The organism is Bacillus sp. BML-BC051 (assembly GCF_019656175.1).
Lineage (GTDB): Bacteria > Bacillota > Bacilli > Bacillales > Bacillaceae_G > Bacillus_A > Bacillus_A mobilis.
Genome location: NZ_BPLI01000033.1, coordinates 30419 through 47495 on the forward strand (window position 1 = coordinate 30419; position 17077 = coordinate 47495).

Annotated in this window: 15 protein-coding genes and 1 pseudogene; 5 read left to right on the top strand and 11 right to left on the bottom strand. The window is 34.9% G+C overall.

The features are described from left to right. Nucleotides 1-209: 209 nt before the first annotated feature. On the bottom strand, nucleotides 210-1913 hold the full coding sequence (locus K5S59_RS15145) for an ABC transporter substrate-binding protein (protein WP_120449360.1): 1704 nt from the start codon (nucleotides 1911-1913) through the stop codon (nucleotides 210-212). Between the two features lie 236 nt (nucleotides 1914-2149). On the opposite strand from K5S59_RS15145, the gene K5S59_RS15150 reads away from it, so the two are divergent. Continuing rightward, complete coding sequence (locus tag K5S59_RS15150; protein ID WP_000369258.1) at nucleotides 2150-2347, top strand: hypothetical protein; 198 nt, start codon at nucleotides 2150-2152, stop codon at nucleotides 2345-2347. 11 nt (nucleotides 2348-2358) lie between these two features. Here the strand turns inward: K5S59_RS15150 and K5S59_RS15155 are convergent, their stop codons facing one another. From K5S59_RS15155 to K5S59_RS15185, 7 genes are all read right to left on the bottom strand, one after another. Further along, complete coding sequence (locus tag K5S59_RS15155; protein WP_120449358.1) at nucleotides 2359-3504, bottom strand: ABC transporter permease; 1146 nt, start codon at nucleotides 3502-3504, stop codon at nucleotides 2359-2361. Nucleotides 3505-3516: 12 nt separating this feature from the next. Continuing rightward, nucleotides 3517-4713 carry an ABC transporter permease gene (locus K5S59_RS15160; protein ID WP_098257899.1) on the bottom strand — a complete coding sequence of 399 codons (1197 nt, stop codon included), beginning with the start codon at nucleotides 4711-4713 and terminating at the stop codon, nucleotides 3517-3519. A 15-nt stretch (nucleotides 4714-4728) separates the two neighbouring features. Further along, nucleotides 4729-5661 carry an ABC transporter ATP-binding protein gene (locus tag K5S59_RS15165; RefSeq protein WP_000960162.1) on the bottom strand — a complete coding sequence of 311 codons (933 nt, stop codon included), beginning with the start codon at nucleotides 5659-5661 and terminating at the stop codon, nucleotides 4729-4731. 138 nt (nucleotides 5662-5799) lie between these two features. Next, complete coding sequence (locus K5S59_RS15170) at nucleotides 5800-6456, bottom strand: response regulator (RefSeq protein WP_000619341.1); 657 nt, start codon at nucleotides 6454-6456, stop codon at nucleotides 5800-5802. Then, nucleotides 6453-7646, bottom strand: a complete 1194-nt coding sequence (locus K5S59_RS15175) for a sensor histidine kinase (protein ID WP_000902010.1) — start codon at nucleotides 7644-7646, stop codon at nucleotides 6453-6455. The genes K5S59_RS15170 and K5S59_RS15175 overlap by 4 nt, the downstream gene beginning before the upstream one ends. Before the next feature lie 149 nt (nucleotides 7647-7795). Next, a complete protein-coding gene (gene abc-f / locus K5S59_RS15180) occupies nucleotides 7796-9676 on the bottom strand; it encodes a ribosomal protection-like ABC-F family protein (RefSeq protein ID WP_120449356.1) in 1881 nt (626 codons plus the stop codon). A gap of 124 nt (nucleotides 9677-9800) precedes the next feature. Continuing rightward, nucleotides 9801-9935, bottom strand: a complete 135-nt coding sequence (locus K5S59_RS15185; RefSeq protein ID WP_046956655.1) for an RAxF-45 family protein — start codon at nucleotides 9933-9935, stop codon at nucleotides 9801-9803. Between the two features lie 426 nt (nucleotides 9936-10361). Here K5S59_RS15185 and K5S59_RS15190 point away from each other — a divergent pair, with 426 nt between their 5' ends. Continuing rightward, the gene (locus K5S59_RS15190) at nucleotides 10362-10484 is read left to right on the top strand and encodes a hypothetical protein (protein ID WP_000709137.1); all 123 of its coding nucleotides are present in this window, start codon (nucleotides 10362-10364) and stop codon (nucleotides 10482-10484) included. A 134-nt stretch (nucleotides 10485-10618) separates the two neighbouring features. Continuing rightward, nucleotides 10619-11413 (top strand): DUF4931 domain-containing protein, encoded by a 795-nt coding sequence (locus K5S59_RS15195; protein WP_000381047.1) that lies wholly within the window; start codon nucleotides 10619-10621, stop codon nucleotides 11411-11413. 11 nt (nucleotides 11414-11424) lie between these two features. Here K5S59_RS15195 and K5S59_RS15200 read toward each other — a convergent pair whose 3' ends face one another. After that, complete coding sequence (locus tag K5S59_RS15200) at nucleotides 11425-11958, bottom strand: transglycosylase SLT domain-containing protein (RefSeq protein WP_033656276.1); 534 nt, start codon at nucleotides 11956-11958, stop codon at nucleotides 11425-11427. 250 nt (nucleotides 11959-12208) lie between these two features. Between K5S59_RS15200 and K5S59_RS15205 the strand changes: the two genes are divergently transcribed. Further along, nucleotides 12209-13858, top strand: coding sequence for a DUF2334 domain-containing protein (locus K5S59_RS15205; RefSeq protein WP_098872889.1), 1650 nt, complete (start codon nucleotides 12209-12211; stop codon nucleotides 13856-13858). Between the two features lie 35 nt (nucleotides 13859-13893). Here K5S59_RS15205 and K5S59_RS15210 read toward each other — a convergent pair whose 3' ends face one another. Continuing rightward, entirely contained in the window at nucleotides 13894-15399 is a 1506-nt protein-coding gene (locus K5S59_RS15210) for a DL-endopeptidase inhibitor IseA family protein (protein WP_120449354.1), read from the bottom strand. A gap of 95 nt (nucleotides 15400-15494) precedes the next feature. Further along, complete coding sequence (locus tag K5S59_RS15215; protein ID WP_120449352.1) at nucleotides 15495-16259, bottom strand: TatD family hydrolase; 765 nt, start codon at nucleotides 16257-16259, stop codon at nucleotides 15495-15497. A 749-nt stretch (nucleotides 16260-17008) separates the two neighbouring features. On the opposite strand from K5S59_RS15215, the pseudogene K5S59_RS15220 reads away from it, so the two are divergent. Continuing rightward, nucleotides 17009-17077: pseudogene (locus tag K5S59_RS15220) on the top strand (MFS transporter); the annotation flags it as partial.

Sequence of the window (17077 nt, forward strand, 5' to 3'; positions counted from 1 at the left end):
ACCCTTTGAACTTATTAGCTTATGTATGCCTCCCACAGCACATTTATAGCCAATCGGAAAAGTCGGTTTTAATCGTAAAAAAATAGATGTTTTTGAGGGGTAACAATCCTATTCCGACCTTTCCGGTAGACTTTATGGTTATTAGCTTATATCGTCAGTTATATTTTGTCAATTCTTTCTGAATAAATATTTTGATAATTCTTCCTAAATTATTTTTCTATCTTCAATTTAGGTAAACTTAATAAAATACCGTTATAGTTATCTTCTTGTAATCCTTGAATGCGTGCATGATGTGCAGACACAACTTTGCTATTATTCAAGAAGATTACAGGCGGGTCTTCACTTAAATCTTGATATAACTTTTTATAGATTTCTTTTCGCTTTTCAATATCCAACGTTTCTAATGCTTGCTTAGCTAATTCATCTACTTTCGGATTATAATATCCATCATAATTTCGTTTACTTGTTGAAACAAACTCTTCAATCGTTCCACTTGGATCATCAATCATTGGCGTAGATACCATCGCCAAATCATAATCACCTTTTATCACTTTTGAAATCATCGTATTAAAGTCCATATATTCTGGGTTAAACTCTACACCAAGCTTTTTATAATCTTCTTTCATCACAGGAATCATTACATCATTTATTTTACTTGCTGATGAGGCAAAATAACTTACTTTCAGCTTTTGTCCGTCCTTTTCACGAATTCCATCCGAACCAGCTTTCCACCCAGCCTCATCCAGTAGTTTCTTCGCCTTCTCTAAATTATACTCATATTTATTAATACCCTCTTCTGTATACGCCCAAGAAACTGGCGTAATCGGTACATTAACGAGTGACGCATATCCTTGGAAATACGTATCAATAACCTTTTGACGCTCTAATCCATAAATAAATGCTTGGCGGACACGTTTATCTTTAAAGTATGGCTTCTTATAATTCATTTTAATGTAGCCGTAAGAGCTTCCTGTATATACATTAATATTAGCAAAACCTAAATCCTTTAACTGTTCAATCGTCTCCACGTTTGTCGTAAAACCATCATAATCTACTTCCCCGGCTTGAAATTGTTGTAGCTTCGTATCACCTTTTGTAATTTTATAAATAAAATGCTCAATCTTCGGTTTTCCTTCAAAGTAATTTTCATTTGCTAAAAATCGAACTTCTTGACCAGGAATATATTTATCCAATTTATAAGCTCCTGCTCCCAGCGGCTTCCCATACAGTTCTTTTAAATACTCCAAGTGTCCTTGTTTATACTCTTTCCCGTAATAAGCTTTTGAAATCACTTCTCCGCCAATTAACGATAATGTTTGGGCATTTACCTTTTCAGTTGTAATTTTAATTGTTTTCGAATCTACGACCTGAATTCCCTCAATAGAATTCGCTTTTCCTTCTTTATATGCTTGCCCACCTTTTATTGCTGTTTGACTTATATCAGTCGCACCACTATAAGTTGGATCATGTAATAATGTTAATGTAAACGCTACATCATCTGCAGTTAACGGGGATCCATCACTAAACTTTAAATCATCTTTCAAATGGAACGTATATATAAGCTGATCCTCCGAAATATCCCACTTCTTCGCTAAAATTGGAATTGGTTTTCCTTCCTTATCGAGTCCAACAAGAGGGGCAAAGATAACTTGCGTTATGTTACCATCCCATCCATTCTCCATAAAGTGCGGCAGGAATATCCCTCCAGGACTTGGCATTCCAACTACAAAAGTATCTTTTCTTTCTTTTACTTTAGTAGGACTTTTTGCTTTGTCGCTTGCTTTAATAAACTCATCTTTTACTTTTGGTACGTTCCCGGCTTCATTTGTACTTGCTTCCTCTTGACCACATCCAGCTAGTAATACCGATACACTAAGAAATGTAGCAAGTGCTCCTTTAAAAGCATTTTTCATTAGACGCTCACCTTTACCTTCCTAATTTTTAACGATGTAGGAACATAGCCCCCTTCCTGTAACTATCTTTATTTTTCCTATAAAAATAGTGTGAATTAATTTCAAGATTATTCCTTTCCTTTCAGCATGTCAATTGTTCTCTTTTATTTCGTATTAAAAAATTAAAAATCCACTTCTATTCGTTCAGTATGGGACATAGAATACTAATAACCAATTACCAAAAAGGGGGCGAAAATATGGACAACCTATTCCAATACGTCCTGCACTACGTATTATTAACAATTATGATAGTCGGGGCGCTATTACTATTCCCATTCTTCCCAAAGTTCGTCCTCTTTTTAGCTTTTTTTATTATGCTCGGGATCGCCATTATCATTTCAACAAGAGAAGATACGACACAAAAAGAAAACAGAGTTCAGCGCGTAAAGCTGTAACTCTGTTTTTTTCAGTCGTAACGTATTCTTGTTAAACTAATCACGAAAAATACTCCTGCAAATAAAATGAGTATACCAATATAACCTCCTATATCTGCTAATGTACCTCCTCTTACAATTAACTCCGTAAAGCCACGCATCGCCCAAGTTTGCGGAACAAAGTTTGCTGCCGTTTGCATCCATGCTGGTTCAATTTCAATCGGCCAATAAAGACCACCAATCATGCATGTTGAAATCACAACGATATTTCCTAGCGCTGACTGTTGTTCTGTTGTTTTTACGATGCTTGCTAATAATAAGGCTAGACCAATGACAGCTAATAATAATACGGAAACGAGTATAATAACCCCTAATAAATTTCCCCACTGTACATCAAATAAGGAATGCGTTAATATCATTAAAACACCGAATTGAATCCAACCTATTAAAAAGAACGATAGGATATACCCTGCTAATATTTGAACTTTTGAAACCGGAGTCCCTAATAAACGAGACCAAACACCAAGTTGTCTAGCTTTCAAAATGGTCCCCGTCGCACTTAACATAACAATCATAACGAATAGAATTGAAAAGCCTGCCGCTCGTCCTGTAACATCATTTAACTTTTGATCATCATGTGAAATCGACTCTTTTTGAATCGAAACAGGTTCTACTTTTGTATAAATTTCTTTATACATTGTTTCCCACGAAGTGTTACTTTTCTTCTCAAAATCTCTCGCTGCGCTAACTTCTATCTCCATTTTTTTTAACACACTTGCCAATACTTGCTCTACAGAAGTTCCACCAGTAAAATCAGCACCGGCTTGAAACTGGATACTTTCTATCCTTCCATCTAGCATACTCTTTTGAAAGTCTTTCGGAATAATAACTATGCCGGATGATTTTTTGTTTTCAATCTTCTGCTTTCCTTCCTTATACGTTACCTTCTCTATAGAAATTAAGTCACTTTTCTTTATGTCCTCGTAATACTTGCTAGATAATACAGAACCATCTTCATCTACTAAGCTAACATTTACTTTCGTATTCCCACTTCCACCTAAAAGTCCGCCGAAAATGAGTGTAAAAATAATAGGCATTCCAAACATGAGTATATAACTTTGTGGTTTTATTAAAATTTGTTTTAACTCTAGCCAACAAAGTGCCCAAACCTTCTTCATCATTTCCCCCTCCTATCTCGTACGTAAACGTAATGTTCCTATCATAACGGAGACAATTCCCGCACTACATAAACTAAAAATAACAGGGAGTAGCGCATCCCAAGGTGTTCCCGACATAATATTTAAGAAGCTTGTAAGTGCCCATTTATTCGGAGCAACATTCGCAATGGTTTGAAGTGTATCAGGGAATACATAAATCGGTAACATCGATCCTCCTAATATAGCGAGTATTTGAATACCAATTCCCCCCATTACATCTGCCGTTTTTTCCTCACGAATAAAAGCGGCAATTAACATAGATAAACCAGAAACACAAATTGCATAAGAAATTCCCACCACTACTATTTGAGACAAGTCTCCGCCCCATTCCACTTGAAACATAAAGTGTGTAGCAACTATAAAAATTCCTAATTGTATACAAGCAAATAATAATGTACCTAAAAACTTCCCGAATAAAATTGAAAATGAGCTCGTCGGTGTACTGAACAAACGTGCCAACGTTTCAGTTCGTTGCTCTGTTACAACTGACTTTGCACCTACCGTTATGTTATATAGTAAAAACATGACTAACATCGCTGCTGCATAATATTGCATCGCTGCAACTGTTTTTTTACCTATCGTTCCTTTTTCAATGTTATTTGCACCCGAAGTTGCTACTGTTTGTAAACCTCCACTCACTTCTTTTGCAATTTGTTCCACATTACTATGCTGAGACTTTACTAATTCCGTCACAACACTTTTAGTAGATACCGCAACTGTTTGAACACGCTCTGAAAAAGAGCGGATCATTGATTCAGCGATTTTCGCTTGTATATCTTTTGATGGGTCTATAAGAACCTTTGGTTCTTTTAATTTTCCATCTTGTACCTGTTCGCTCCATTTATTTGGGATGACGATTCCCACATCGATTTTCTTTTCCTTTAACATATCTTCAAGCTCTTCCTGAGAATTAACTATCTTTACTTTCACATCATCTTTTAATTCTTTAGATTGCAATACGTCTTTTTGAAAGACATCTGCAAACTCATCAGTTCCTACTTGATAATAGCCAACCACTGTTTTTGGTAGTCCACCATTATCAAATATATTACTTAACGCTGAACCTAAAATCGCTGTTAATAAAAGCGGCATAATTAACATCATCATAAATCCGCGCCGATCAATTAAACGTATTTTTAAATCTTTCCATGCAATAATAAAACTTTTCATCCCGCACTAACCTCCTTAATCACGAAGTGAACGTCCTGTTAATTGTAAAAAGAGTGCCTCTAAATTCGGTTCTTGCACTTCAAGCTTTAAAATCTGAGCGTTGTTCTCCACAACTACTGACACAACTGTACCAATGGACTCGCCACCATTTAGTCCAATATCAATCGTACTATTATCTTCATCAAAAATAATTCGTTCAACAACAGATAGTGCCTTCAACTTTTGTAGCAGTTCCGTACTATAACGATTTAATTGCAATCTCACTATAAACCCATCTGCCAGGCGATTACATAGCTCCCTTTTCGTTCCTAATGCAATTACCTTTCCATGATCAACAATTGCAATTCTTTCACATAAATACTCTACTTCTTCCATGTAATGACTCGTATAAATAACTGTCATCCCTTTTTCATTTAGCTTTTTAACAGTCTCTAAAATATGGTTTCTCGATTGCGGATCAATCCCAACTGTCGGTTCATCCATAATTAACAACTCTGGCTCATGCATAAGTGCTACACCAATATTAATACGCCTTTTCATTCCACCTGAAAATGTTTCAATTTTATCTTTTCCACGATCCTGTAAACCGACGTAAACTAATACTTCCTCCGCTCGCTCTTTTGCAACTTTTCCATTTAAACCGTACATCTTTCCCCAAAAAACCAAATTTTCCTTCGCTGAAAGTGTCGGATACAACGCAATATCTTGTGGAACAATACCAATTTTCTTTTTCGCCTCTAATGGATATTCTTTTACAGATTTTCCACCAACTTTTATATCACCACTATCGTATGAAATTAACCCGCAAATCATTGATATCGTCGTTGATTTTCCCGCTCCATTTGGACCAAGCAATCCAAATGTTTCACCTTTTTTCACTTCAAAAGAAACATTCTTTATGATTTCCTTCTTACCAAATGATTTCGTAATATGATCTATGACTAACATACCGATTCAGCCCCTTTGTATTCATCTACACTTTCATTGTAGAAAAACTTCTTCTTCCCTCCATCACCCTTGAGATAGAAATGCAAAATAAAAAAGCAGCAAATTCTGCTGCTTTTTCACTCTTATATATGCCAAAAGTCATGTGTATATCGTGACGCCATACCTTACTGCGTATATGGCTGCTTGTGTTCGATCTCTCAGTTCTAACTTACTAATTAAATTAGAAACATGATTCTTAACAGTTCCTTCTGTAATAAATAGCTTTTCCGCAATCTCTTTATTATTTAAACCAAGTCCAATTTCTCTTAAAACCTCTACTTCCCGCTCAGTTAATTGTGCTAATTGCTCTGGTATGGTGCACTCTACTGCTACTTTTGTCTTTTTTAATTCTTTTATGATTTGCGCCGTTATATCCTGAGGAAGCACAGCTCCTCCACTATGCACCGTTAAAATTGCTTGAGCGATTGCATCTGTCTCCATGTCCTTTAATAAATAACCACTTGCTCCTTGCTCCAATGCTTCAAAGATAAGCTCACTATCACTAAAAGTCGTCAACATAAGTACCTTTATATGAGGGAACTGTTCTCTAACTAAACGCGTTCCTTCAACACCATTCATACGAGGCATCCGAATATCCATCAAAATAATTTCAGGATGTAGCTCTTTCACTCTTTGTATCACTTCATCTCCATCCGTAGCCGTTCCCACTACTTCAAGTTCCGGACGTAAATTTAATAACATCGCTAACCCATCACGAATGAGTGATTGATCATCAACAATCATAATACGAATCATACCGTTCCCCCTATTATCCACGTTTTCTCCTGAAGTGGAAATTCAATCTGTAACCGAAAGCCTTTTTCTATCTCACTCTCAAATTGAATAGTTCCACCATGTTCCTCTACTCGTTCTCTCATATTAAGTAAACCAAAGCCCGGACTTACCTCGTTAACCCCCACGCCATTATCCAAAATACATAGTTTAACTTGTTTCGCCGAACAAGTTAAACTCACTTCACATAAACTCGCTTTGCCATGCCGCTTTGCATTTGTTAAAGACTCTTGCATAACCCGGAGCAGTGTAGGTTGTAGTGACAACGGAATCACAACTGGATCCCCTTGTAGTTGAAAAGATACTTGTACTTTCGTCGCTTTAGAATATCCATGTAACATTTCACGCATATTCTCTATTATGTTCCCTGGGTTACTTTCTTCTTTTAAGGCATGTACAGACGCTCTCACCTCTTGAAGCGATTTTCTTGCTAGTCCATGACATGTATGTAAAACCTCTTCTGTAGCGTCTGATTTTTGTTTCCATAAAGCCTCTGCCAGTTGTAACTGAACAAGTAAGGCAGTCATATTGTGACCAACTGTATCATGAATTTCTCGGGCAATATCATTTCGCTCCCGGACAGCTGTCAATTCTTCTACCTCTTTGGCATATAGCCTTAATTGTTCATGTGCTCCTTTTAGTGCTGAATGCGATAATGCTAATTCCTCATATTGCTCATCCACCATTTTCCGAGCAGCTGTAAGTTTCTTAATTAAACTTCCAGCTAAAGCACTAAAAACGATGAACATAAAATTAATGGCATTACTCTCCAATTCTAAACTACCTGTATGTTGATACGCATGTAATATATTTATAAGCCAACAAAGAAAGAAAAAAGTAATAAAAAAGTACGTCATGCTTCTACGAAATTCATGAATAAATAACCCTACTGCATCAATTCCAAATATAATTAAATATAAACATGTCTCGGGAAATAAAAAACCTAATAAAGCTGTGACTATCCCATTCGCTAATAGTGTATAAAAAACAAGTTTTTTACCTCCATTCGCTTTTACTAACAAAATGTGATTCACAATATAAATAAAAAGTGCTATACCCACAAAAAATTGCAAATGTGCTGTTTCACGTGAAACATGGTTTGCATAAACAAAACAGATCATGACGATTGTAGCTATTCGCGCGTATCCTAACATAAAATTCTCCTCACGTTTTAATAACCTAAAATGCGTCTCTTTATTGCAACAACAAGAAAATTATACCAATTACTTCTCTTTTCTTACACAAAAAGAGCAAGCCCTCCTCAAAGTATGAGAAAACAACTTGCTCTTTCATTCTAATTTCTTTACTCCACAATATTCCCTAACTCATTATATAACTCCGCCCGTAACAACTCTTGCTTCGTTTTTTCCTCATACAATTGTTCAAGCATTTCAACATCAACTACATGTTCCATCTTACACTCAAGCTTATATATATCTTCTTCTACACGCATTAACTCGGTTTCAATCTCCTCAACATTCCTAACTTCTTTCTTTTTTATAGGAGCTATTTCAATCCTTTTTCTTCCTTGGCGTTGCTGCTTTATTACCTGTGTCTCGAGTTTTTCTTCCCACTTTTGACGCGCCCATGCATAGTTCCCTGCAAACTCAAATAATTTATGCTCATCAATCCAATACGTCTTTTCAAATAACTTATTTAAAAAATAACGATCATGTGAAACAGCTAAAATCGTTCCATTATATTGTTCAAGAGCTTCCTCTAAAACTTCCCTTGATTCAATGTCGAGATGGTTTGTCGGCTCATCTAAAATTAAAAAATTGATATCTTGATACATAAGTTGCGCAAGCCTTAATCTCATTTTTTCTCCACCGCTCAGTTGCGTTACTTTCTTAAACACCGCTGGACCATAAAATAAAAACTTAGCTAATATATGTCTCGCTTCTCCCTCTGTTACAGCTACATATTCCCTGAAAGCTTCTAATACATTACTCTTCACATTTCCGTACGCATGCTGTGATAAATAACCGATTTTCACACTACTACCAATTCGAATTTCACCAGCGTCTGGTTCTATTTCTTCTAATAGTAATTTTAGTAGCGTTGTCTTTCCTGTACCATTACGACCGACGATCGCCGCACGCTCTTGAAAACGAACATGTAAATTCGCTTCATTAAATAAAGGATGGCCAGCAAACCCTTTACTCACTTCTTTCATTACAACAACATCTTTCCCACTTCTCTCTTGCCCTTCAAACTGAAGCCCCATTTGTTTTCGTTCTAAAATAGGTTTCTTTAGTTTCTCTATACGTTCCAGTGCGCGTTCCATACTTCTCGCTCTCTTATGCAATCCTTCATTCGGAGGATTCGCCTGATTTGCCCATTCACGTAGTCGCTTAATTGCTTCTTTCATTTTCTTTATTTTCTTTTGCTGTTCTTGATAAGCCTGGAACTCCTGCAGCAACCGTTCTTCCTTTTCCTCAACAAACTGAGAATAGTTTGTATGATACACGTGAATCTCTCCATCTTCTAAATCAAAAATCTTCGTTACAACTTCATCAAGGAAATAGCGATCATGTGAAATAACCATAACCGTTCCATTGTATTCTTTTAAAAATTGTTCTAGCCATTCTACGGCGAATAAATCTAAATGATTGGTTGGTTCATCTAATAGAAGTAGATCTGGTTTCTGCAATAGCATATATGCAAGACTTATCTTTGTTTGTTCTCCACCACTTAACTCCAGAAATGATCGAGGAAATAGTTCTGTCACCTGTAGACCATTTGCTACCTTCATCAAATTCGCTTCTATTTCATAACCACCAAGGAACGCAAACTTTTCTTGAATTAATCCGTATCTCTCCATTAATTTTTGTAAAGCAGACGGTTCTCGTTCTTCCGCCATATGTTTTTCTAAAGTACGCATTTCTCTTTCTAATTCCTTTTCTGCTTTAAAAGCCGAACTCAGTACATCGTATACAGTCATACCCTCATCAAATTTCGGAATTTGTGCCACATGACCAATACGTGTACCTTTCTTCATATGAATGGCTCCTGCATCTAAACTTTCCATTCCAGTTAGAAGCTGAAAGATTGTTGTCTTCCCACTACCGTTACGACCAACTAATCCAACACGTTCACCATTCTTTACTTCAAGCGATATATTTTCAAATATGATGTTTCCACCAAAAGATTTCGTTACATTATTTACACTACAAATTGTCATTTTCCGTACTCCTTTCAATATAAAAAACCATGGGAAAGAAACATTCCCCATGGTTTTCGACATAGAAAAAGGAAGCCAAATAGCTCCCTTTTCACACGTTTATTAAAAATGGGTGAAGAGATTTCTATCGTTCAATAGCTACTATGCAATTGTTAAAAAAGGACAGACGTATCCCGTTAACAACTACATCATGAAAAATCGCACGACAAAAATAGATATAATCTAAAAATTTGGCACGTGCAGCTAAAGAACGTTTCATCTCATTCACCTCTTTCGTACGGAATTTAATACTTACTTCTTTATTATACTTTCCCATTTCATGTTTGAATAGTCATTTTTCTGAAAATAATGAAGATAGACTAAACATTTCAATAAGTGACATCAAATCTTACAAAACTGTTATGTTCACGTAATGGAAAGCGATAGTACGAAAAGATGCCTCCCTATACAATAAAGATGTAAACAAGAGAGACAACAAAAGGAGGAAACAATCATGATGAAAGAAATCGTAAAAGCAACCTTTGAGGTATTAGTGAACGGACAAGCAGTTGTAAAAGAACTAAACGAACTATAAAAAGGAGTGAGAGAATATGATGAACATGGTAAAAATGATTTTACACGCTCTAGTTGATGCCAAAGCAGTTAGCCAAGAATTAAACCAACAATAAAAAAGGGGTAAACGAATATGAAGAAAGCCATTATTTTAATCGCGAGTACAGCAATTGCCTTATACACAATAAAAAATAGAAAAAAGAAACATAATAAAAACGATCTATATTATCCATACACATTATTAAAGAAAAAATAAAAGACAAGGTACCCTGTTGTAATGAGGATATCTTGTCTTTTATTTTTCCTATTCCCTTTAAAGGATTTCCTTCTCCTTTTCCCGAATGTATTAAGCGGGATTTTTACACATATTTTAAAGGGGCATATATATAAATGGATACACAACAACTATACTTTTTAAACGATATCGGCAAACAAAAACCAGAAAGCATCCGGAATAGAAGCGCTGCATGTCCTTTTTGTGACAGAGAAAATTTAACGGATATTTTAGCAACTGAGGGCTCAATTATTTGGCTAAAAAACAAATTTCCTACATTAAAAGATACATTTCAAACGGTGCTAATCGAAACCGATAATTGTGAAGATCATATTGCGACATATACAGAAGAACATATGAGATCGCTAATTCGTTTTTCGATTAAGCATTGGTTAGACTTACAGAAGAATGAAGAATTCACATCTGTGATTTTATACAAAAATCACGGTCCATTCTCAGGCGGGAGTTTGCATCATGCACACATGCAGATTATAGGAATGAAATATGTAGACTATCTCGGTAACGTAGAACAGGACAACTTCCGAGGAGTAATTGTACAAAAAAACGAACGCATTGAACTCAATATTTCAGATCGTCCTATTATCGGTTTTACTGAATTTAATATCATCATTGAAGATACTGGATGCATAGATGAACTAGCAAATTATATTCAGCAAACTGTACGTTATATACTGACAGATTTCCATAAGGGATGTAGTAGTTATAACTTATTCTTCTATTACTTGAACGGAAAAATCATTTGTAAAGTTGTTCCTAGGTTTGTCGTTTCACCATTGTATGTAGGATATAAAATACCGCAAGTTTCTACAAAACTAGAAGACGTGAAAATACAACTAGCGCAGTATTTCATACAAGAAAAGGATGAAGTTATTCATAAAAAAACAGAGTAGGTATAAAAAACCTACTCTTTTATTACGCCTTTATTTCGATAGTACACATCTTCTAATCCGATGTTATACTTCATATTATTATCCGTCCACTCGGGCCCTAAATTTCCTGGCCATCCAGATGTATTTGCTACATATTTTAGTAATGCAAAATCCGTCAAACCTTTCTGCACCCCGCGCTTATACCCTTTCATTAAATGCGGCATTGCAATTTGCGCATTTGTGCGCGGATCTTTCAACTCTTCATCAGTTAAATGATCTGGTGCCAGCCCGCCACCGCGATGCAATTGAAACAATCCGAATGAAGTTCCGTTATCTCCAATACTTCTTGGATTTAACCGGCTTTCATGTTCGGCAATTGTAAGAGGTATCCATTCTGGAAGATTGACTTTCTTTGCTTCCTCTATAATAATTTGTTTCATCTGTTTTGCTTCCTCTGAGTCAACATAGCTTATCTCATTCACTAGCTTGTCCATTCCTTCAGACTTTCCTTGGAAATATAAGTACACCCCAAGAACAACTAAAAATCCTACAAAGAATTTCTTCACTGCCACTACCTCTTTCTCCGCTGAAATTTGTCCCCTTTCAGCCTTCTTCCCTTTACAATTACCCACATTCTATCATTCTCTTACCCTTTTATCATAGCAAATAACTATATATATTATCATCATGCTTTAGACCGATTTTGTGAAAAAACAGCTGGTAAATACGTGCAAGAATGTAACTTTCATGGACTACAACGTATTTCTTGTATATAATTGTAAATTGAACTCTACATATAGAATAGGAGCAGACCAAATGAAGAAGTGCATATTACTCTTGTTCAGCATTTTACTACTTATCCCTATCCACACCTCTGCACAAACATCATCAAAACCAAAAGTACTTGTTTTATACAGTACAAAAGACGATCAAATTACAAATAATATTCAAATCCTTAATACTCAATTAGGACATTTTACAAGCGATATAACTACGAAAAGTTTAAAAAAGGCTAACGAAATTACTAATTCATCTTCTTATACACATATTGTTTATATCGGGGAACAAAAAGAAGAATTTCCTATTGAAACAAAGAAACTTCTAGAAGATTTCTCAGGCCCAGTATTAGTTTTAGGACAAAATGTTGAACATTTATCTAATCGCTTTTCTTTCATTACACTAAAGGATAATGATATACGAGTTAATAAAATCGAATATCCAAGCCATAAGCTACAAAACACTTTAGAAGAGGACCGATTGATTCAAGCTTTTGATACAAACGGAACTGTTCTTGCTAACGCTTTAACCCCAAATAGCAAGAGCCCACTAATCGTTCAACATGAAACATCTTATTATGTTGCAACATCAAATCTCTTTGACTGGATGTCTCATTACGTCGGCGAAATGTTATTTTCTTACTTCGGACAAAAACCAACGACAGATAAAGTGGAAGCTTATTTACGTCTTGAGGATGTTCATCCAGCCGCAGATATAAATAAATTAAAAGAAATTGCTGAATTACTAAAAGAGAAAAAGATTCCTTACATGATTACAGTCATACCGGTATATAAAGATCCGGATACAGGAAAGACAATACATTTAAAAGATAAACCTGAGCTAGTCGATCTTTTACGCTCTATGCAAGATGATGGTGCAGCAATTATTATGCATGGTTATACACACCAATTTTATGATAGTGAAACTGGAGAAGGTTTTGAATTTTGGGATGTAAAAACAGACCAACCAATTCGACAACCGAAGCATGAACAACCAAAAACAAAAGATGACTTTCCTAATATAGAAGCATATAATGCATACGCAAAAAAAGGGGAAGAATTTGAAGAAAAATATACGACTGAGCATATTGAAAAGGGCATTCAAGAACTTGTAGATGCCAAACTGTATCCTGTCGCATTTGAAGCACCCCATTACACGATGTCCCAAAAAGGATATGAAATATTATCAAGGTACTTTTCAACTTATGTAGGACAACTACAGTTAAGTGATACAACTTGGAAATCCATGCACTCACCATTTTATACAAGTACCCCATCATTTTTACACGGGATGAAATTAATGCCTGAAACAGTTGGTTTTATTGAAGAAGATAAGCCACATGCTATTGCAAAGATGAAGGAACGTGCTGTATCTGTTGCTAAATTATCCGATGGAGTTATTGGTGCATTCTATCATCCTTACTTAGGTGTGAAACCATTAAAAGAAGTATTAAAGGATCTAGAAAGCATTCCGAATATAGAATGGATTGATTTACAAAAAGAAACAAATGAAGTGAAAATGCAAGATATTCATATTACTACTAATAAGGACGGCATTCACGTTGAAAAGCCAACAAGCGCAAGCGACGTAATAGACTATGTAAAACAATATGGATTCTTCCTTATACTTGGTTTCTTCATCATTGTCTTTCTATTGTTATTAAGACGTGCGAAAAAATTAGAATCCTAAAATAAAACCACCAAGCAAAATGCTTGGTGGTTTTTTTAACTTAAACCAAAACGTGGCATATTATTAATAACCCATTGATTATTTTCATAAATAAATTCAACTTCTACTTTTTCCGTTACATTATCATAATCATTATACGTTTCTACCTGCGCTTTTATTTTTCCATCCTTTAGCTCGGCAGAAATAATTTTTGTAAATTTAGTTGCTGCTTTTGATCCTGGATCTCCAATAACATAGTGCATTTTCCCATTTAATTCTTTAAGGTACTTACTCTTCATATACTCTGCTATAAATGGTTTTGAGAAGTACGTAGATAGCGTGGTCTCTAAAGTGTCCTTTGTATTATAAGCAGGATTCACTAATTCCCCGTACGAAAAATCCCCTACTCGTTTTGGGTTTCCTGTTAGTGCAGCCATTTGAATATTAGTAAGTTCCTTCTGTGCATTCCATACTTTCTGTAGCATAACTTCATCTACTAGCTTCTTATCTTGTACTTCATTTGATTTCTTTGTATCTAGATTCAAAATAGTTCCATTATCCGTATAAAGATACATATCTCCTGCTACAAAATATAAATAGGATTTAGTTGGTTCAACCGCCTTATTATAAATTACTTTTTCATTTCCACCATTCATTTTCTTCTTATATACTCCATCCTTTTTTAAATAATAAAAAGTATCCCCTTTCACATTCATCTGCAAAGCATCCTTTACTAATAGCTTTTCATTATTTTGTTGAATGTCTATTTCATATATGCCATGCTCAGCTTCATTTGTTTCAAAAGGTAACGAAAAGTCGACAACAGCATATAATTTTTCATTATTATAAGTAGCACTAGATATTGTTGCATAATTTTCCTTTGACCAAGTTTTATTATCTTTTGTCACTTGTGTTCCACGATTTTTATTCCAATGTAGAATACTATCGTCTATCGTTTGAGACCAACCTGAGTTTTTTAATGCCGCTTCTTCTTCCTGCCCCGTTTTCAAATCCATTTTTACTATTCCTACAATATCAAAACCACCATGCTCAGAATATTTTTTCGGATAAAATAAAGTTTGATCTTTTATATAAACATAATTTGTATCTGCTTTTAACGTGTCTAGCTTTTTGTTAGATATATCATACTTCATTAAAGAAGATAATCCCGAATTCTTATCTTCATCCGTATGAATAAAATATAAAGCTTTGTCTTTTATATTTATGTACGAAGCATTTACACCTTCCACTACACGTTCCGAAGTCTGAAATTGATCTTTCGTACGATAAATGCCTCCTGTATTTTTATCACCATTTACCGCATAGTAAACCCATCCCTTACTCTCTACCATCTTCCCTTTATTAGAACTGTTTCCAACCGTATTCCCATTTTTCTCATTTTCTTTCATCTGTTTTTCAACTACTGGATCAATTGGTTCTTCCTTCTTTTCCTGTGTTGTGTTTGAATTTATAACCTTTTTTTCTGCCTCACACCCAAACGCTACAAGTGAAAGTGCACCGACCATCATTGTAATAGCTATTTTTTTATATACTCTCCCCATTTTCTCCCCTACGTCCTTCATCAAATTAAACACATCATAAATTATAGAAAATATTAGAAAAAATATCCATAATAAAAAGGATAAGAGTAACTCTCCTATCCTTTCAAGTAAAATTGAATCGTATTTTCATATATCGTTTCCGCAACCCTATCAACAGATATGTTTTTTATAACACTAATTTCCTTCAATACCTCTCGAATCATTCTCGGGTGCGTCATAACATTCTCTTGAAATTCCCACGGTCCATCTGTTTCTACCATCATATATTCAAGTGGATAATACGAAACAATTTTTCTAATTTTCTCCTTATGTAAAACATCTGGCGTGATAGAAATATAATAACCGTTCCTCATCATCCGTTTCATTGTTGTTTCACTTCCTTTAAACCAATGAAAATGTGCACGTGAAACTTTATATTTCTCCAGTAAATCACATACAATATCAGCATCTTCATACACTGCATGCAATATAATTGGTAAATCATATTTACTAGCTAGTTCAACAAACCGTTGTAACACTGATATATATGAATTGACATCAATGCGCTCATCTTCTTTTTTTAAATAATATGGTAAGCCGACTTCACCAATCGCAACTATGTCCTCTACATGCTCTTCAATTAATTTATAAATTTGCTCACATTCTTCTTTATGAATTGGTTGCTCCGGATGAAAACCTATTGCTGGATGTACAAAAGGAGATCGCTTTGCTAAAGATAAGGTTTCTTTACATGATTGATAATTCATAGATACCGCAATAAGCCCCTTTATCTCTTTACTATGTTCCACATCTTTAAGTAATCTACTTTTTTCTTCATCCTTATATTGGTCAACATGTATATGACTATCAATCCATTTCATTTTTATTCCCCCATAAAAAAAACAAGAAAGGATCTCCCTTCTTGTTTTATCATCTATATTATTTAACAATTAAGTTTGTTATGATATCAAATAATCCAATACATACTACGGCAACAGTAAAGTAGCTACAGAAATCTTTAATTGGAAACTTCACTACTTCTTCTTTACGCATCCCAGTTTTCTCCCTTCTTACTATATCCCTAATTATTTTTATCTATTTTTATCTATTATGCAAAAAATATGACAAACTTACTATCGAATTAACTTACGTAAACCTTACAATGTTGTAAGGTTTATAAAAAGAGCCTCATCTGTATGTAGATGAGGGCTATTAAAAGGTAGTTGGTTTTTCATTCTTCATTCATATTACAAACAGAAAGTAATACAGTGAAACTTTCTAATTACACTATATGAAATTCACTATCTTTTAACCATCGAATTACATTACAGAAGACTTACATGTTTGTAAGCTATGTGTAATGTAATTCGATAGTTTACCTTCGCTACATCTCGTACAATAAAGTGAAACTTTAATCAGTGGGGGTTTTCTTCATCCCCCACTGATTATTAGTTGAACCAATCGGACTTTTATGGGCAGTTGATCCCCCACCTAACTTCTTTGCTTTCGCTGAATTTTGAGGTGGGGGTCTTACTGCCCATTAAAGCGGGATAAAATTAGAAATAAGAAAATGAATTATAACATTAAATAAAATAATATATTTTTCTATAACTCAATATTCTTATACATTATGCAACCTTCAGCTCCACCTCATCTAGAATCTACAGAAACTGTCTTTTCAAGCTCTATTACAAAACTT